This window comes from Saccharopolyspora gloriosae, from assembly GCF_014203325.1.
GTDB classification, from domain to species: domain Bacteria; phylum Actinomycetota; class Actinomycetes; order Mycobacteriales; family Pseudonocardiaceae; genus Saccharopolyspora_C; species Saccharopolyspora_C gloriosae.
This window is the reverse complement of sequence record NZ_JACHIV010000001.1, coordinates 419,940-438,614: the sequence shown is the minus strand read 5'-3', so window position 1 is coordinate 438,614 and position 18,675 is coordinate 419,940. Positions and strand designations below refer to the sequence as shown.

At 71.6% G+C, this 18,675-nt stretch carries 13 protein-coding genes; 6 read left to right on the top strand and 7 right to left on the bottom strand.

Annotation, left to right across the window (positions count from 1 at the left end; genetic code table 11):
• Nucleotides 1-261: 261 nt before the first annotated feature.
• A complete protein-coding gene (locus BJ969_RS02070; RefSeq protein WP_184484663.1) occupies nt 262-1,062 on the bottom strand; it encodes a Bax inhibitor-1/YccA family protein in 801 nt (266 codons plus the stop codon).
• A gap of 457 nt (nt 1,063-1,519) precedes the next feature.
• On the opposite strand from BJ969_RS02070, the gene BJ969_RS02065 reads away from it, so the two are divergent.
• Together BJ969_RS02065 and BJ969_RS02060 are read left to right on the top strand one after the other, a co-directional pair.
• Nucleotides 1,520-2,953 (top strand): collagen binding domain-containing protein, encoded by a 1,434-nt coding sequence (locus tag BJ969_RS02065; protein WP_184476764.1) that lies wholly within the window; start codon nt 1,520-1,522, stop codon nt 2,951-2,953.
• Complete coding sequence (locus BJ969_RS02060) at nt 2,950-3,588, top strand: class F sortase (protein WP_184476762.1); 639 nt, start codon at nt 2,950-2,952, stop codon at nt 3,586-3,588. The genes BJ969_RS02065 and BJ969_RS02060 overlap by 4 nt, the downstream gene beginning before the upstream one ends.
• Nucleotides 3,589-3,768: 180 nt before the next feature.
• On the opposite strand, the gene yidC is transcribed toward BJ969_RS02060, so the two are convergent.
• The 3 genes from yidC to BJ969_RS30455 form a co-directional block, all read right to left on the bottom strand.
• Nucleotides 3,769-4,812: a membrane protein insertase YidC gene (gene yidC, locus BJ969_RS02055; protein ID WP_425503514.1), complete on the bottom strand. Its 1,044-nt coding sequence runs from the start codon at nt 4,810-4,812 to the stop codon at nt 3,769-3,771.
• Between the two features lie 260 nt (nt 4,813-5,072).
• Nucleotides 5,073-6,923, bottom strand: coding sequence for a DNA helicase RecQ (recQ, locus tag BJ969_RS02050; protein ID WP_184476758.1), 1,851 nt, complete (start codon nt 6,921-6,923; stop codon nt 5,073-5,075).
• A 77-nt stretch (nt 6,924-7,000) separates the two neighbouring features.
• A complete protein-coding gene (locus BJ969_RS30455) occupies nt 7,001-8,203 on the bottom strand; it encodes a histidine kinase (protein WP_184476756.1) in 1,203 nt (400 codons plus the stop codon).
• A gap of 184 nt (nt 8,204-8,387) precedes the next feature.
• Between BJ969_RS30455 and BJ969_RS02040 the strand changes: the two genes are divergently transcribed.
• Nucleotides 8,388-9,386, top strand: a complete 999-nt coding sequence (locus BJ969_RS02040) for a sigma-70 family RNA polymerase sigma factor (RefSeq protein ID WP_184476754.1) — start codon at nt 8,388-8,390, stop codon at nt 9,384-9,386.
• Nucleotides 9,387-9,408: 22 nt separating this feature from the next.
• On the top strand, nt 9,409-9,972 hold the full coding sequence (locus tag BJ969_RS02035; RefSeq protein WP_221315680.1) for a TIGR03086 family metal-binding protein: 564 nt from the start codon (nt 9,409-9,411) through the stop codon (nt 9,970-9,972).
• 74 nt (nt 9,973-10,046) lie between these two features.
• Here BJ969_RS02035 and BJ969_RS02030 read toward each other — a convergent pair whose 3' ends face one another.
• Nucleotides 10,047-11,135, bottom strand: a complete 1,089-nt coding sequence (locus BJ969_RS02030) for a glycosyltransferase (RefSeq protein WP_246456658.1) — start codon at nt 11,133-11,135, stop codon at nt 10,047-10,049.
• 247 nt (nt 11,136-11,382) lie between these two features.
• Nucleotides 11,383-11,919: a DUF2165 domain-containing protein gene (locus BJ969_RS02025; RefSeq protein ID WP_246456657.1), complete on the bottom strand. Its 537-nt coding sequence runs from the start codon at nt 11,917-11,919 to the stop codon at nt 11,383-11,385.
• Nucleotides 11,920-12,002: 83 nt separating this feature from the next.
• Here BJ969_RS02025 and BJ969_RS02020 point away from each other — a divergent pair, with 83 nt between their 5' ends.
• Together BJ969_RS02020 and BJ969_RS02015 are read left to right on the top strand one after the other, a co-directional pair.
• Entirely contained in the window at nt 12,003-13,115 is a 1,113-nt protein-coding gene (locus BJ969_RS02020; RefSeq protein WP_184476748.1) for a glycosyltransferase, read from the top strand.
• Nucleotides 13,116-13,339: 224 nt separating this feature from the next.
• Nucleotides 13,340-14,134, top strand: a complete 795-nt coding sequence (locus BJ969_RS02015; RefSeq protein ID WP_184476746.1) for a polysaccharide pyruvyl transferase family protein — start codon at nt 13,340-13,342, stop codon at nt 14,132-14,134.
• Between the two features lies 1 nt (nt 14,135).
• On the opposite strand, the gene BJ969_RS02010 is transcribed toward BJ969_RS02015, so the two are convergent.
• Nucleotides 14,136-18,233, bottom strand: coding sequence for a WD40 repeat domain-containing protein (locus BJ969_RS02010; RefSeq protein WP_184476743.1), 4,098 nt, complete (start codon nt 18,231-18,233; stop codon nt 14,136-14,138).
• Nucleotides 18,234-18,675 lie beyond the last annotated feature (442 nt).

Below are 18,675 nucleotides of genomic sequence, written 5' to 3'. Positions count from 1 at the left end.
GCCCCGGCCGGTTTGCTTTGGTGTCCGGGTAGCGGAACCTCAGGTGTCTTCTCGCTGCGGGATCTTTTTCCCGAGTGGCTCCGCCACGAGGGAAAAAGCTGTCCTCGCGAGAAGACACCTGAGAACCCGCCGGTGAGCGGCTTTTCGACGTGGGCTATGTGCTTCGCACATACAGGCACGGCTTCGCCGTGAGATGCAGAAGGGCCTCTCCCGTGGTGGGAGAGGCCCTTCTTGTTCGCGTTGGAGCTAGACCGGCTCTCGCTAGTCGTTCTGGAAGTACGACAGGAGGCGCAGGATCTCCAGGTAGAGCCAGACGAGGGTGGTCATCAGGCCGAAGGCGACGTACCAGGCGAACTTGGCATCGACGCCGCTCTTGATGGCCTTGTCCGCGGCGTCGAAGTCCAGCAGGAAGCTGAACGCGGCGATGCCGATGCAGACGAGGCTGAAGATGATGGCGAGCGGGCCGCCGTCGCGCAGGCCGAGGCCGCCTTCCATGAAGAAGCCGGCGACGAGGTTGAGCAGCATCAGGATGGCCGCGCCCGCGAGCGCGCCGATGATCCACTTGGTGAGCTTCGGCGTGACGCGGACGGCGCCGGTCTTGTAGACCACGAGCATCGCCGCGAAGACACCGATCGTGCCCGCGATCGCCTGCATGACGATGCCGGAGCCGCCACCGCCGGTGAAGCCGTCGACGGCTCCACCGATGACGTAGCTGATGCCGCCGAGGAACACGCCTTCGACCGCCGCGTAGGCGATGACGAGCGCCGGGCTGACCTTCTTCTTGAAGATGATGATCAGCGACAGCACCAGGCCGATGATCGCCGCGGGCAGCGCGAGCGCGTAGGCGCCCGTGATGTAGGTCGCGGCGCCGGTGCCCACGGTGAGGGCGAGCGTGATGGCGGTCTTGGTGACCACGTCGTCGATCGTCATCGGGCGCGTCGCCTTCGGCGGCGCGGCCGGTGCCTGGCCGGGCGCGCCGAAGCCGCCCTGGCCATGGTTGAAGTTCGCGTACCCGCCGTTGGTCGGCAGGTTCTTGAACGCTGGGTTGCTCGTAGTGCGCAACTCGTCCTCCTGGGCGTGTTTTGCGCCGTCTCCGGTACAACGACCGAACCTGCCGGTCGGTTCCCCACTGGTAAAACCGACTTTACCCGCTTGGCGGTAGCCGGTTCCCGCCTGTCCGGAAGCTACTCCCGCGGGATAAACGGTGAAATGACGATCACTCACCGTCGCAACCTTTTCGAGGTGTGGCCGCGAGTGCCCGGTCACCACCGAAATGGCCGCTGCGCTGCGGCCGAACGAGCACGAGCCGCCTCAGGACACGGCGAAATCTCGCTCCGGGTAATGAGATCGATTACACCGAATGACCTCTTGTAGCTACCGCGCGTGACCGAAAGGATGCGCCTGGGTGTCCGCGTGCCATGTCGGGGGGCTTTCGCGCCGGTCAACGCCATGTCGCTCTGCACGTGACCGGATCGCAGCACGCCGATGCCCTCTCTCCCAGACCGAGACTGGAGCTTGCATGCGCACGTTCAGGAAGTTGCTCACAGCGGTGGTGGGTTCCGCTGTGCTCGCCGGCAGCGGTTTGCTGGCGACCACGGGAACGGCCATCGCCGCGCCGGAGGAAGGAATCGGCCACGAGACCACACCAGGACAGCCCTACGCGGGCATCGAACGGGACCGGGACTGGCTGGGTTCCTACATCGTCGGCGGCAACCAGGTGTGGTGCGTCCGGTTCGCGCTGAAGGCACCGGACACCGGCGAGCAGTACGAGCCGGGTGACGAGCTGCTGACCAAGTGGGGCACCCCGCTGGAGGACGACGTCGCGGCGAACATCTCCTACCTGCTGCTGCGCTACGGCAACACGGAGAGCGCGGACGAGGCGGCTGCGCTCGCGCACTTGCTGCACTCGTGGACGTCGGCGCCGCGCGACGAAGGCGACCTCGACCCGGGGCTGCCCTTCGACAAGATCGGCTACGACATCGACTTCCAGCTGGGCAAGCTGCCGCAGGGCGCCAAGGACGCCGTCGAGACCCTGCGCGCGGACGCGGAGAAGAACCGCGGTCCGTGGGAGGCCGCGCTGACCGCGCCGGAGGACCCCCAGGTCATCGGCGAGGCGGCGGACTGGACCTTCGCGGTCAGCCACCCCGACGGCACCGGCGTGACCGGTGTCCCGGTGAAGATCACCGCCACCGACGCCGAGGTCGAGGGCCTCGGCGAGGACGGCACGATCACCACGCCGGACAGCGGTGACCCGCTCCAGCTGAAGGTGACGCCCACCGGGCCGAACCCGAAGCTGGAGGGCGAGCTGGCCACCCCGGCCGAGCGCCCCTACGTGCAGCAGGCCGTCGAGAACCCGGACGGCGTGCAGCGCGTGGTGTCGACCGGCGGGGAGAACCAGGTCAAGGTCGAAGACGTCACGACCGCGGTGACCGCGCCCGGCAAGGTCGCCGTCGGCAAGATCGACGAAGAGAGCAAGGCGGGCATCGCGGGCGTCCCGCTGCGCGTCAGCCTGCCCGACGACAAGCCCGCGCTGAAGCAGGACGGCACCGAGCTGACCGGCCCGGACGGGCAGCCCGCCGTGGTCACCACCGGCGACCAGGGCACGGTGGAGATCGCGGACCTGCGCACCCCGCAAGAGATCAAGATCACCGAGGTGGCTCCCGCGCAGGGCTACGAGGAAGCGTTCGACGCGGCGAACCCGCCGTCGGTCGTGGGCACCGTCGAACCCGGCGGCACCCTGACGCTGACCGTGACGAACAAGGCCAACACCCCCACCGTGCCGATCTTCATCCCGGCCGGTGACCCGGGTGTCAGCGGTGGCGTCGTGGCCGCCGAGGACACCGGCGCCCTGTCCCCCGGACTGCTCGGACTCGGTGCGCTGACGCTCACCGGCGCCGCGGTGGCCGGTGGCGCGGCGTGGCGCAAGCGGCTCGTATCGGCGGGTGAGCGTTGATCGCGCAGCGGCGGCGCCTGCTCACGCTGGTCCTGGCCGGCGTGGTCGGGCTGGTCGCGGTGGTCGCCGTCGTGGCGGGCACGCTGCTCCGGGGTGGCGCTGAGCAGTCGGCCCCGGCCGCGGCACCACCACCGGCGCAACCGGCTCCGGTGCAGGTCGCGGACCTGCCGCCGCAGCCGGTGCACGTCCCGGCGGGCCAACCGCCGGGCACCGTCCGGTTGCCGCAGGGCGGCCAGGCGGAGCTGGTGCGCAAGGAGATCGACCGGTCCGGGACCCTCCCGGTGCCGGACGGCGTCGGCGAAGCCACCTGGTGGGGTGCCGGTCTGGACTCCCCCAAGGGCGCGACGGTGCTGGCCGGGCACGTGAACTGGAAGGGCGCCGTCGGACCGTTCGAAGAGCTGTGGGACTCCGCTCCGGACCAGGAGGTCACCGTCGTCGACGACGACGGCACGGAGTGGCGCTACCGCGTCTCCGAGATCGTCACGCTGACCAAGGAAGAACTGCCCGCCCGCGCGGCGGACCTGTTCGGCCAAGGCGGCGAGCACCGGCTCGTGCTGGTCACCTGCGGTGGCCGGTACGTCGGCGGCGACCTCGGATACGACGAAAACCGCATCGTCGTGGCTACTCCGGCATGACGCGGATGAGCTGCGTAGTGGTCGGGTAGCGGAACCTCGGTCGGTCTGTCGCTGCGGGATCTTTTTCCCAAGTGGCTCCGCCACGAGGCACGGCTTCGCCGCTGACGAGATGAAGAGCTGGAAAGAGAAGAGCGGGGTCCCCATGTCGGGGGCCCCGCTCTTCGTTCGACTGCTTAGCCGCTAGCGGCGTTTCTTCTGGCTCTTCTTCGCCGACGCGGCCTGCTTGCCCGGTCGCTTCTTCTGCTGCGGGCGCCGGTTGACCTGTCGGCCGTCGGTGCGCTGCCCGGCTGCCGCGGTGGCCTTGCCGGGCGTGGAGCCGTTGGTGGCGGTGGAACCGGTCTCCTCCTCGGACGCGGCCTCGTCATCGGAGGCGTCGTCCTCGGCGTCCTTCTTGACCACCTGGCCGGGCTTCTGGCCGGGCTTCGGGCGCGGCGCGTCCTTCTTCGCCGCCATCTCCTTCTGCTTCTCCCGCTCCTGCTCGCGGTCGATCTTGTTGCTCAGGAAGTGCTGCTGGCCCAGCGTCCAGATGTTGTTCGCCATGAAGTACAGGACGATCGCGATCGGCAGCACCCAGCCGGAGAACAAGGTGCCGATCGGCGCGACGTACATCATGAACTTGCCCATCATGGCCGTCTGCGGGTTGGCCATGGAGGCGTCGGTCTGGCGCTTCATCGACATGCGCATCGTGACGAACGTCGCGATGGACGCGATCACCATCAGCGGCAGGCCGACCGAGATCATGTTCAGCCGCGTGGTCCCGAACGCTTCGAGCACCGCGGTGGGCTGGCTCAGCCAGTTGCCGAGCTTCGCGCCGAAGATGTCGGCGTTGATGAACGACTCGACCCCGGCGCGGTCGAAGATGTAGTTGTTCGGCGCCTGCGGCGTGAACCCGCGCAGGACGTGGAACAGGCTCAGGAACACGGGGATCTGCAGCAGAGCGGGAAGGCAGCCACCGATCGGGTTGACCCCGTGCTCGGACTGCAGCTTCTGCATCTCCTGCGCCATGCGCTGCTTGTCGTTCTTGTGCTTCTCCCGCAGCTTCTGGATCTGCGGGGAGAACTTCGCCATCTTCCGGCCGGCGCGCATCTGGCTGATCGCCGGTTTGAGCAGCACCACGCGCAGCGTGAACACCAGGAAGAACACCGACAGTGCCCAGGCGAACCCGTTGTCCGGCCCCAGCATGGTGCCGAAAACCCTGTGCCAGAACCACAAGATGGCCGACACGGGATAGAGGATAAAGTCGAACACTCAACCACTCCTGGTCATCGCCCGGCAGTCAAACCCCGGGCCCGCTTGCACGGCCGCGCCCGCCCTGTGCGTACCGGCCTCAGCCCTACCAGGGTGCCATGCCCGCGCACCCGGACGAGCCGCGGCGGGGCATTACCACGCAGCGTGATCGCCCCGACGCGGAGCGTCCACCCCACGAGCCCCGTCCGCCCCACTGCGCGCACCGCCGCGGCCGGCACCGCGGGAAGTGCGCGGACTCACTCCTCGGCGAGGGCGCCCAGGAGGGCTTCGCCGTACTTGTCCAGCTTGTTCTGGCCGACTCCGCTGATGGTCCCCAGTTCGTCCAGTGTGGACGGACGCTGCGCCGCGACCTGGCGCAGCACCGCGTCGTGGAAGATCACGTACGCGGGCACGCCCTGCTCCTTCGCGGTGGCCGCGCGCCAGGCGCGGAGGCGTTCGAACAGCGGTGCCGCCTCGGCGGGCATCTCGACCTGGTCCGCCTTGCGCGCCTTGGCGGCCTTCGGCTGCTTCGCGGGCTTCTCCGGTTCGCGGCGCAACCGCACCGAGCGCTCCCGGCCCAGCACCTCGCCGCTGGCCGCGGTGAGCACCAGCGTGCCGTAGTCGCCCTCCACCGCCAGCAGGCCCTGCGCGAGCAGCTGGCGCACCACTCCGCGCCAATCCGCCTCGCGCAGGTCGGTGCCGATGCCGAAGACGGTGAGCTCGTCGTGGCGGTGCTGGTCGACCTTGTCGTTGCGCTTGCCGAGCAGGATGTCGATGACGTGCCCGGCGCCGAACTTCTGCCGCCGCTCGTTCTGCAGCCGGTACACCGCCGACAGCAGCTTCTGCGCCGCGATCGTGCCGTCCCAGGACTCCGGCGGAGCCAGGCAGGTGTCGCAGTTGCCGCAGGGCTCGCCGTCCTGGCCGAAGTAGGCCAGCAGCTGCACCCGGCGGCACTCCACCGTCTCGCACAGCGCGAGCATCGCCTCCAGGTGCGTGCCCAGCCGCCTGCGGTGCGCGTCGTCGCCCTCGGAGTTGTTGATCATCTTGCGCTGCTGGACGACGTCCTGCAGGCCGTAGGCCAGCCACGCGGTGGACGGGAGGCCGTCGCGCCCCGCTCGGCCGGTCTCCTGGTAGTAGCCCTCCACCGACTTCGGCAGGTCCAAGTGCGCGACGAACCGCACGTCGGGCTTGTCGATGCCCATGCCGAACGCGATGGTGGCGACCACCACCAGCCCTTCCTCGCGCAGGAACCGGGACTGGTGCGTCGCGCGGGTCCGCCCGTCCAGGCCCGCGTGGTACGGCACGGCCGGGATCCCGTTCTGGCTGAGGAACTCCGCCGTCTTCTCCACCGACGACCGCGACAGGCAGTAGACGATCCCCGCGTCCCCGGCGTGCTCGGTGCGCAGCAGGTTCAGCAGCTGCTTCTTCGGATCGTTCTTGCCGACGATCCGGTACTGGATGTTCGGGCGGTCGAAGCTCGCCACGAAGTGCCGCGCCTGCGTCAGGTCCAGCCTGGTCGCGATCTCACCGCGGGTGGCCTCCGTGGCGGTGGCGGTCAGCGCGATGCGCGGCACGTCCGGCCAGCGCTCGTGCAGCATGGACAGCGCGAGGTAGTCCGGGCGGAAGTCGTGGCCCCACTGCGCCACGCAGTGCGCCTCGTCGATCGCGAACAGCGAGATGTTCCCCTTGTCCAGCAAGGACAACGTCGACTCGACGCGCAACCGCTCCGGCGCCAGGTAGAGCACGTCCAGCTCCCCGTTGAGGAACGCGGCCTCCACGGCGCGGCGCTCCCCCGCGTCCTGCGTGGAGTTCAGGAACCCGGCTCGCACGCCGACCTCGGTGAGCGCGTCCACCTGGTCCTGCATCAGCGCGATCAGCGGCGACACGACCACGCCGACACCGTCCCGGACCAGCGCCGGAACCTGGTAGCACAGCGACTTCCCGCCACCGGTGGGCATCAGGACCAGCGCGTCACCGCCGGCGATGACGTGCTCGACGATGTCCTGCTGCGGCCCCCGGAACGAGTCGTAGCCGAAGACGCGGTTCAACACCCCCAGCGCGTCGGGCGCGGCAGGATCGGCGACGGGACTGCTCTGCGCGGAAGTCACCCGGCGATTCTACGAAGCGGCCCCCGACCGGATCCGGGCCATCGTGCACCGGTGTGTCGGACGGGCTCGCGCCGCGATCAACTCCGCGCCGCCGCCGTCACCGGCAGCGTGGCGCGCAGCGTGAACCCGCCGTCCTCGTGCGGTTCGGCGCGCAGCTCGCCGCCGAGCAGCTCGACCCGCCTGCGCAGGCCGTCGAGACCGCGCCCCGCGCCCCGTTCGCCCGGACCGCCCGGACCGTTGCGGACGCAGACGCGCACCGCCTCGTCCTCGTCGCGCACCTCCACCTCGGCCGTCGCTCCCGGCGCGTGCCTGCGGGCGTTGGTCAGCCCCTCCTGCACCACCCGGTGCGCGGTCCGGGCGAGCACGGCGGGCAGGTCGCGTTCCGCTCCGGCGTCGGTGAACTCCACCGCCTGACCGGCGTCGCGCACCTGCTCCACCAGGTCGGACACCGATTCGGACTCCCCGGCGGCATGGCGCTCGGTCGCCGAATCGGGGTCGTCGAGCAGCGCCAGCAACCGGCGCAGCTCGGTCATCCCCGAGCCGCCGAGCTCGCCGATGCGCCGCCCCGCCTCCCGCGCCGCCGGATCCGAACTGCTCACGGCGAGCGCGTTGGCGTGCAGCACCAGCAAGGTCAGCACGTGCCCGAGGTTGTCGTGCATGTCCGCGGACAGCCGTTCCCGCTCCGCCGCCTGCTCCTGGCGGGCCACCGCGACCCGCTCCCGGGTCAGCGCCTCCGCCCGATCGCGGCGCGCCTGGGCGAGCCGCCGCGCCAGCACCGTCGCGATGCCGCCGAGCACCGGGGCGATCGCCGCCAGCGACGCGGCCGGCCCGAACGACTCGGTCCCCGCGCCCGCGACCACCGCGTAGGCCAGCACCGCCACCGCGGACGTCGCGATCTCCCACCGCGCGCGGGCCCGCTCGGCCACGCGCGCCGCCGCCCAGGACAGCGCCAGCGGCACCCACAGCACGGCGCCCGCGACCATCAGCGCGCGCCACGGCGTGTCCAGCAGGTACATCAGCGCCGCCACCAGGAGCACCGCGAGCAGCCCCAGGTGCGGGCGGGAGCCGGAGCGGCCGATCACGACCGTCGCGGCGAGCTGCGCGACCACGCCCAGCGGCAGCGCCACCGGCAAACCGCCCTGCGCCGGATCGCCGGACAGCACCAGGTAGCCGAACGCGGCGCCCAGCACCGCCAGCGCCAATGTGAGCCGGAACAGCACCCGGTGCGCGCGGCGGATTCGTGCCTCGTCGGTGCGGGGCGGCTCATCGCTGGTGACCACGCGGAGAGGATAGGCACCCGGCCGCCCGCACCGGCCGGTTCGGCGCGCGCTCGACTACTTTCGTCACCTGCTTCACGACTTCCGTCGCATCCGCGATGAGTTCCGCGGCCCGATCCGGTCCGAACACCTCGTAGGCGATTTCCGACCCACCTACAGTGGAACTCCCTGTTGGAGGCGGAAGGCCATGACCATGGCGAAGCACCTCGAAGACGACGAATTCCTGCGGCAGGCGGACCCGTTCCGGCGGGAACTGCTGGCGCACTGCTACCGGATGCTCGGGTCGGTGCACGACGCCGAGGACCTCGTGCAGGAGACCTACCTGCGCGCCTGGCGCGCCTACGACCGGTTCGAAGGCCGGTCGTCGCTGCGCACCTGGCTGCACCGGATCGCGACCACCGCGTGCCTGACGGCGCTGGAGAGCAGGGGACGCAGACCGCTGCCCACCGGGCTCGGCAATCCCAGCTCCGATCCGGCGGAGGACCTGGTGGAACGCGGCGAAGTGCCCTGGCTGGAACCGGTGCCGGACGCGATGCTGCCCGCCGGGAACGACCCGGCCGACGTGGTGACCTCCCGGGAGCACACCCGGCTGGCGCTGGTCGCCGCGCTGCAGCACCTGCCGCCGCGGCAACGCGCGGTGCTGCTGCTGCGGGAGGTGCTGCGCTGGCGCGCGGCGGAGGTCGCCGAGCTGCTCGGCACCAGCACCGCGTCGGTCAACAGCAGCCTGCAACGCGCCCGCGCCCAGCTCGACCAGGTCGCGCCCGCTCCGGAGAGCACCACCGGTCCGGCCACGCCGCACCAGCGCGCCCTGCTGGAGCAGTGGGTCACCGCGTTCGAGGCGAAGGACGTGCCGACCATCGTCGAGCTGTTCACCTCCGACGCGGTGTGGGAGATGCCGCCGTTCACCGGCTGGTACCAGGGGCCGGAACCGATCGGCAGGCTCATCGCGCAGCGCTGCCCCGCGGGCCCCGGCGACATGCGGCTGGTCCGCACCGCCGCGAACGGCCAGCCCGCGTTCGGCGTGTACATGCGCGACGAGCGCGGCGATTTCCAGCCGTTCCAGCTGCAGGTGCTCACGATGCGCGGGGACCTCGTCGAGCACGTCGCGGCGTTCTTCGACGCCGCACTGTTCGAGACGTTCGGCCTGCCCGCGCAGCTGCTCGCCGACATCCGCGCGGCGCGCTGACCGCGCCGTGGAGGGGAATCCGGTGGCGCCGCGCGTGCTCGGCGGCGTCGCCCTGCTGGAACGCGCCGTGGACTACTTGGCAGGCGTGCTGCACGAGGTGCCGGTGGCGGCGCTGACCAGGCCGACGCCGTGCGCGGGATGGGACCTGCGGGCGCTGCTGGCGCACCTGGACGACTCGGTCGCGGTGCTCGGCGAGGCCGTCGGCGGCCGGATCGGGCTCGCCGCGCAGGCTCAGCCGGAAGCGGATCCGACGCGGTCGCTGCGGGACCGCTCCAGGCGGTTGCTCGGGGCGTGGAACGCGGCGGTCGACGTCGACCCGGTGGCGGTGTTCGGCGCAGAAGTGCCCCGGTGCGTCGTCGTCGGCACCGGTGCGCTGGAGATCGCGGTGCACGGCTGGGACATCGCCCGCTCCAGCGGGCAACACCGGCCGCTGCCGACGGCGCTCGCCGACGACCTGCTGCCGCTGGTCGCGCTGCTCGTCGCCGACGAGGACCGGCCGGGCCGGTTCGAGGCGCCGATCGCGCTGCCGCCGGGCGCGAGCGCACCGGACCGCCTGCTGGGCTTCCTCGGCCGCGACCCGCGATGAATCCCGCCCGCGCGCACCGTCGGAACCGGAGACGGCCGCACGTCCGCTGGGGGTGACGTGCGGCCGTCTGCGGATCAGGTGAAGTCCGCGAGGCGGGCGGCGATCTCCTCCGGGGAGGGCATCGCGGCGATCTCGGCGGCGACCCGCTCGGCGACTTCGCGGGGCTTCTCGTCGGCCAGCAGGGCCCGCGCCGCGTCGTGCACCGCTTCCGCCGTGACCTCCGCGCCGAGCAGCTGCGCCCCCGCGCCGGCCGAGCTGATCGTCTCCGCGTTGCCGAACTGGTCCGCGCCCTGCGGCAAGACCAGCTGCGGCAGTCCCGCGCCCAGCGCGGCCAGCGTCGTTCCGCTGCCGCCGTGGTGCACCACCAGGTCGACGTGGTCCAGCAGCTCGGCCTGCGGCACCCATTCGTGCACCGACACGTTCGCGGGCAGCCCGCCCAGCGCGTCCGCCGCCACGCTCGGACCCGCCGCCACGATCACGTCCACGTCGAGGGTGGCGAGCCCGCCGATCGCCGCGCGCAGCACCGCCGGGTCGCCGAAACCCGTGCCCAGCGTCAGGTACACCAGCGGGCGCGTCCGCGGCCCCACCGCCTGCGGCGGCAGCTCGCCCCCGCCCGCGAACGGCACCGGGCGCAGCGGCGTCCGATCCACCGCGGCGAGGAATTCGGCGTCCTGCAGCGAAGCCGGGAAGATGTCCAGGTACGGATTGCCGACGGTGCGCAGATCTCCCGCGGGCAGCGCGATCCCGAACTCGTCGGCGATACCGCGCAGCGCCGCGTCGAAACCGGGGAAGTGCGCCGGGTTCTGCTTCCCGAACCCGTGGCAGACGCCGGGAATCCCGGCGTGCCGCGCGGCCAGGGCGGCGCCGTGGTTGCCCGCCTCGTGCACCACCAGGTCCGGGGTGAAGCCCTCCAGCACCGGCAGCAGATCGGCGGCGTAGCTGCGCGGCAGCTCGGCGCCGAACACCCGCACCACCAACGAGAGCCACTCGTCCGAACCGGGTTCCGGCCGGGTCGGGGAATTCCCGCTCGCGGCGGCGAAACCCGCGCCGATGGGCACGCCCACCGCTTCCGTTCGCAGTCCGAGACCGCTCAACGTCGGCTCGAACTGCGCGCCCGTGGCGAAGAGGACTTCATGTCCGTGCGCGCGTGCGGCGCGCGCCAACGGGACCAGTGGAAACACGTGACCATGAGCGGACAGGCTCGAAAGGAGAATGCGCACGAAGCCGACACTAGTCGCCGCGCGCAGGTGCGCGGCGAATTCCGCGCGAAAGCGGCGCCCGCATTCCGAAATGACCGGAAAGCCCCGGCGAATCTGATTCGAGCCGGGGTGATCGCGGCCCTCCTGCCACGATCACCCGGCCCCCAGTGCGGAAACCGCGGCACGACCGCCGCGGTGGAGCCGTCGAAGGTCAGGCCGCGGCCTTCTCCTTGTCCGGCAGGTGAACCAGCAGCAAACCGATCGACGCGATGATCAGGTTCTGCAGCGCGGGCTGCAGACCGTTCCACTTGTCCGATTGCCACATCATGAACCACTCACCGCCGATGACGATGAATCCGCCGCCGAACAGCAGCACCTCCAGCAGCCAGCCGAAGCTGGCCAGCTGCCGCGCGCGTTCGACGGCCCGCGCGTCGGCGTGCGGGCGGACCCACGCGACGAGCGCCGCGATGAGCACCACCGAGATCAGAACCTCCCATCCGATCACCAGGATGTACGCGGTCGTCCCCAGTCCGGGATGCGTGATCGACCGCCACATCGCGTCGGGTGAATTGAAAGTCGTGTCCATTGCGAACACGTGCTGCACGAACTCCGCATTGGTTCCGAAGTCCGTGAGGTTGCCGAAGGCGACCAGCCCCATCTGCACGGCGGAGATGGCCACCATCACCGTGATCACCGCGCGCAGACTCCCCAACGTTGCCAGAAGACGCATGCGGCGGACTGTACGCAAGGTTCCGGTGACGAGACCCTTTACGTGCTGCTATCGCAATACTCCATGCTGGACACCGGCATCGGACGGACAACGGAGGAAACATGCGGGTGTGCCTGGTCTCGCACCGGTTGGGCGGGTTCGACGGGGTGAGCATCGAGGCCGCCAAGTGGATCTCCGCATTGCGCTCCCTGGGGCATCGGGTCACCCGGGCCGCCGGCCACTTCGTCGACCACGAACCGGGTGACGTGGAGGTCACCGGCATGTGGGCGGACCGCCCCGGCGGCGACCCGCCGCCCGTCGCGCACGGCACGATCCGACGGCTCTGCGCCGAGCACGACCTGCTGGTGCTGGACAACGCGGGTTCGCTCTGGAGCGCCCCCGACGCCTCCGCCGCTTGGCAGCGGCACGCGCTCGACGCGGCGATCCCGGTGATCCTGCGACACCACGACCCGGCTTGGCAGGGCACCCCGCTGCGCGCGGTCGACGGCGACACCGTGCCGCTGCACCACCCGGCGCACCTGCACGTCCTGATCAACGAGCGGACCGCGCGCGAATTCGCGGAGCGCTGGCCCGAACTGGACCGGGCCGGGGCGCTGCGCGTGGTGCACAACCGCGTCGACGTCGACGGGCTCGGCGGCGGCGACCGCGACGGCACCCGCTCGCGGCTCGGGGTCGCACCGGGCGAACTGCTGATCGTGCACCCGGCTCGGGTGGAGGGACCGAACAAGAACATCCCCGGCGCCGTCGCGTTCGCCGGCGCCCTCGACCGGCAGTGGGATTCCCCGGTGCGCTACTGGCTCACCGACGCCACCCCGGCTCCCGCCGGACCGGTGGCGGACGCGCTCGCCGCCGCGCCCGGTCCGCTGCGCGGCCACGTCGCCGAGCAGGCCGACATGTACGCGGCATCCGACCTGGTGCTGCTGCCGTCGACGTGGGAGGGCTGGGGCCTGCCGGTCGCCGAGGCCGCCGCCGCCCGGCGGCTCGTCGTCGCGGGCCCGTACCCGGTGCTCGACGAACTCCGCGCCCTCGGCCTGCACGTCCCCTCCCCCGACGACGTGGCGGACATCGCCGAGCTGCTGCGCGACCCGGCCGCGACGGAGGCACGGCTCGACGCCAACCACACCGCCGTGCGCACCCACCTCGACGCGGCCGAACTCCCCACCGTCCTCACCGACCTCATCCACCAGTCCCGAACCCGCCCCACCACGGCCTGAGCCCACGCCGGCCGTTGTCACTAGTCCTGTCAGCGGCGAAGCCGCTGAGCAGCGACCACCAGAGCAACCGGCACCGCCGCGGGTTCTCAGCGTTCTTCTCGCGAGGACAGCTTTTTCCCTCGTGGCGGAGAGCCACTCGGGAAAAAGATCTCGCAGCGAGAGACCGGCTGAGGTTCCGCCACCCGACCACCAAGGCAAAAAGACCCCGACCCCAGAATCAAGCCATGACCGAGATTTTCGTTGTGCATCGGCGCGACCCGGACAACATCGGCGACATGGCGTGCCCGCCGTCGAACCACCCCGAGCACTTCCCGTGGCTGGCCGACGCCACCACGATCGACATCGAGCACGACATCCCGCGCTACGCGGACCGGCTGCGCCACGCCCACGTCATCTACGGCGGCGGCGGGCTCATCGGCACCGGGTTCTTCGACCGCCAGCTCGACCAGCTGATGGGGTTGCGCCCGCCGAAGCTCGTCGTCTGGGGCGCCGGGCACAACAACAACGAGCACCACACCATCACCGACCCCGGGTACCTGGACCGGTTCGACCTGGTCGGCCTGCGCGACCGGACCGGGCCCGGCCCGTACGAGTGGGTGCCGTGCGTGAGCGCGTTGCTGCCGCAGCTCGCCGACCCCGGTGAACCGCGGCACGAGATCGTCGCCTACCGCCACCGCGACCGGAAGCTCCCGTTCCCCGCCGACATCGACGGGTTGCCGCTGCTGACCAACCAGCACCACGACCTGGGCGAAACGCTGGCGTTCCTCGCCTCCGGCGCGACGGTGCTGACGAACTCGTACCACGGCGCCTACTGGGCGACCCTGATGCGCCGCCGGGTCGTGGTCGTCGATCCGTTCGCCTCGAAGTTCTTCGGCTTCCACCACCCCGTGCCGGTCGTGTCCGGGGACGGCTGGCGCGCCGCGCTCGCCGACACCCGGACGCACCCCGACGCGCTGCGGGAATGCCGCGAGACGGTGCTCGACTTCGGCGATCGGGTGCGGCGGCTGTTCGGCCGCTAACTCACTCGCACGGCGGTGCGTACGGTACCTGCGGGATCATCTGCTCCCACTGGGCGCGCGTCAGCACACCCCGCGTGGTGTCGCAGATCCGCTCCACGGCCCGGTCGACGTCGAGGTCCCACAGGTAGGCGGTGTTGTCGCCGCTGGCGGACGCCACGAACCCGCCGTTCGGGCTGAACGCCACCGAATGCACCGCCGCGCGGTGCGCGCTGAGCGAGATGCCGATCGGCTCGGCGTGCTCGGGGTCCTCGACGTTCCACAACCGGACGGTGCGGTCCTCGCTACCGGTCGCCAGGGTCTTGCCGTCCGGGCTGAACTCGGCCGACTTGACGTTCTGGGAGTGCCCGAGCAGCGGCGATCCGAGCTCTTCCGGTGCGGCCGGGTTCTCGATGTTCCACAGCCGCACCGCCTTGTCCCCACCGGTGGTGGCGAGGGTCCGCCCGTCCGGGCTGAACACCGCGGAGTACGTCGCCGAGTCGTCCATGTCCCACGGCCGCCCCACGAGCGCGGGGTGCTCCCGGTCGGCGACGTTCCACAACCGGACGGTGCCGTCGCTGCTGGCGGTCGCCAGCAGCCGCCCGTCCGGGCTGAACCGGGCGCTGTTGATGTAGCCGCGGTGCCCGAGCAGCGGAGTCCCGACCCGCACCGGGTGCGCCGGGTCCTCGACGTTCCACAGCTGGGCGCTGAGGTCGTCGTTGCCGGTGACCAGCGTCCGCCCGTCCGGGCTGAACGCCACCTCCCCCATGTACCGGGTGCCGACCTCCAGCGGGGCGCCGAGCGGTTTCGGCGCCGCCGGATCGCGCATGTCCCACAACCGCACCGTCCCGGCTCCGCCGCCGGTCGCCAGCACCTGCCCGTCCGGGCTGAACGCCGCCGCGTACACCGAACCGACCGGGCCGGAGTAGACCGTCAGCGGAGCGCCCAGCGGACGCGGCAGCCGCGGGTTCGTCGTGTCCCACACCTGCACCGTGCGGTCTTCGCTCGCGGTGATGAGGACCTTGCCGTCCGGGCGGTACACCGCGTCGTTCACGCTCGAGCTGTGCCCGGCGAGGACCTGCTCCGGCACCGACCACAACCGCACTGCCCCGTCGTCGCCGCCGGTGGCCAGCGTGCGCCCGTCCGGGCTGAAGCCGACGGCGAACACCGTGCTGCTGCCCGCGCTGAGGCTCTGCCCGATCTGCGTCGCGTTCGACGGGTCGGTCACGTTCCACAGCAACGCCGAGCTGTCCGCGCTGCCGGAGGCCAGCGTCCGCCCGTCCGGGCTGAACTTCACCGACCACACCGGCGCGTCGTGCCCGATGAGGGCGGGCCCGAGCTGGCGCACGTCGCCCGGGTCGTGCACGTCCCACAGCCGGATCGTCTTGTCGACGCTGCCGGAGGCCAGCGTCCGCCCGTCCGGGCTGAACGCCACCGAGTGCATGCCTTCGGTGTGCCCTTCCAGCGGCGCCCCGATCGGCACCGGCCGAGCCGGGTCGGCCACGTTCCACAGCCGGATGGTCCGGTCGTCACCGCTGGTCGCCAGCGTCCGCCCGTCCGGGCTGTAGGCCAAGGTCCGCACCTGCGCGGTGTGCCCCGTCAGCGGGCCGCCCAGCGGTGCGGGGTGGGCCGGGTCGGCGACGTTCCACAACCGCGCGGTCTTGTTCTCGTTCGCCGTGGCCAGGGTGCGCCCGTCCGGGCTGAACTCGATCAGGTAGATCGTGCCGTCGTCGGCGCTCAGCGGGGCTCCGAGCGGCTTCGGGCGAGCGGGATCGGCCACGTCGTAGAGGCGGACGCGGTGGTCGTCGCCCGCCGCCGCCAGCGTCCGCCCGTCCGGGCTGAACACGGCCGACGTCACCCAGCTGCCGAAGTCCCGCAGCGGCTCGCCCAGGGCCTTCGGCCGGTTCCGGTCGGTGACGTCCCACAGCCGCACGGTCCGGTCGTAGCCGGCGGTCACGAGCGTCCGGCCGTCCGGGCTGAACGTGGTCAGGTAGATCGAGCTCTGGTGCCCGTGCAGCGGCGTGCCCAGCGCGGAGTTCTGGGTGGACAGCAGGCGGGTGTCCACCGCCGGGTCGTCCGGCCGGAGCCGCTTGGCCACCAGGTCCAGCTTCGCCGCCGCGGAGGGATCGACCGGTTGTAACCGGTCGGCCTGCGCGAGCACCTGGCGGAACTCGGCGTCGTCGCGCTCGCGGACCGCCAGCACCGCCGCCACCGCGGCCACCGCGGCGAACACGCACACCGCCGCCGCCGTGGCCCGCCGGAACCAGCCCGTCCGGCGCAGGTGCCGCAGCGAGGCGGCGAGGAACTCGTGGCTGACCGCCGAGAGCTCCGCCGAATCCACCTGCGCCGCCCAGTGCCGGGCGGTTTCCAGCCGCGCCCCGCGGTAGAGCAGCGAGACGTCCCGATCTTCCTGGCGCCACGCTTCCGCGTCGCGTTCCAGCCGCTGCCGCGCCAGGTTCCCCGCGCGGTCCTGGTCGATCCAGCCGCGCAACCGGGGCCACGCGTACAGCAGCGCCTCGTGGCTGATCTCGGCCGATTCGGAGTCCAGCGTCACCAGCCGCGCCGCCGTCAGCACGTTGAGCGCCTGCCGGGCCGCTTCGCGGTTCTCGGCGTGCTCGACGATCTCCGCGTACGTCGCGCGCCTACGGGTGTCCTGGGTGTCCTCGCCGACGTGCACCAGCCGCAGCAGCACCTGCCGCGCCGCGGCCTGCCCGTCCTCGGCGAGCTCCGCCCACGCCCGTTCCGCGGTGGCGGCCACCGCACCTTGGATGCCGCCCGCCGCGCGGTACCCGGCGATGGTGAGCTTGCCGCTCTGCCTGCGCTGCCAGGTCACCAGCAGCGCGTGTGAGAGCAGCGGCAGCGCCCCCGCGTCGTACGCCCGCTGCGACGGCTTGCCGTAGGCGCGGCCCACGCTCACCCCGAGGTCGCGCAGCAGCACGTCCACCAGGCCCGGTTCGATCTGCAGCCCGGTGGCCTTCGCGGGGCCCGTGATGGCTTTGCGCAGTTCGGCGACGGTCATCGCGCCGAGCACCATCTGCCGGTGCTGCAGCGCTTCCGCGAGCTCGGGGAAGTCCAGGCACCGCGCGTAGAAGTCGGCGCGCAACCCCAGCACCACCAGCCCCGGCGAGGTGCCGCCCGCGAATCCCGTGGTGCAGCAGGCCTGCAGGACCCGCACGAACAGGGCTCGCCGGTGCTCGTCCCGGCACACCGTGAACGTCTCCTCGAACTGGTCCACCACCAGGACCAGCCGGGCCTCGTCACCGACCGCGTCCCGCACGTGCCCGGCGACCGCGTCGCGCACCGACTCCGCGAACCGGAATTCCGCGTCGGAGTCGTCGTCGTCCGATTCCGCGTCGTCACGCTCCGCTGCAGCCAGGACCTCGTTGAGCTCGGGGATCAGCTCGGTCAGCGAGCGCAGCGGATCCTCGCCCGGCGTCATCGTCCGCACCGGCCACGAGGAGGACCCCTGGTCCGCCAGCGCCCCACCGGTCAGCGCTGGGAGCAGGCCCGCCCCCAGCAGCGAGGACTTCCCCGCTCCCGAAGCGCCGACGAGCATCGTGATGCCGCCGTCGTCGGCCGCGGTGGCGAGCCGCTCCACCAGCGTGGTGGTGGCGCGTTCCCGGCCGAAGAACCATCCGGAGTCGCCCTCGTGGAACGCGGCCAGCCCGCGGTACGGGCAGAGCCCTTCGTCGGTCGGCAGGCCGCCGTCCGGCCGAGTCCCGTTCGTCTCACCGGTTTCGGCCGCAGGTGGCGCCTCCGGCGCGGCCAGCGGGCTGGTCAGCGCTTCCTCCCACCGGGCCCGCCACACCGCCAGGTCGTAGAGTCCGTCCACCGGGGGCTGCGGCTGGTTCTTCCGCGCCTCGCCGATCAGGATCTCCAGCACCACCGACAGGGCCGCGAACCTGGCGGGCACGTTGCGTCCCCGGCGCCAGTCGCTGATCCGCTGGGCCGTCGAACGGATCGGCCTGCCCCGCTCGTCGAGCCGCCGGACCCGTTCCACGGCGTCGGCGACCCGCTTCAGCGGTGGATCTCCGGCCGTGACGTAGAGCAGGGCGAACCGTTCCGCGAACAGCGCACGAGTGCCGGAGCCCGCCGCCGAAGTTCCCGCTTTCCGGTCCGTCATCCCCGTCCTCCTCCGGTCCAGATCCGGACCGGAAAATCCGGTACCCGCCGTTGAGCAGGTACTTCACCGAGCTCCGGACGCGAGCTGGTCCACGTCCGCTCCGTTGCCTGCCATGCTCTGTCACATGCTGCGCCGAACGGGCCACGGACGGTCGAGCGCGCGAATCGTCCGAAGGATCCGGACAGCAGTCAAGTGGCGGGAGGTGTGCCGCTGAGGTGCCTGGGGGTTTCGTCAGCGGCACACCACACCACATGGCCTCGCCGATAGCAGGCGAAGTCCGACCCGTCACGACCCGCATCGAACCGACCGCCACCGACGATCACGAGAGTACGCGGAGATACCCCGACCACCCACGGTGGTCGGGGTATCCGCCTTGCCGGAAACCGGACCCGACCCGAACGGCGAAACCGCACCGCAGAATGGCGACGACCGAACGGGCGCA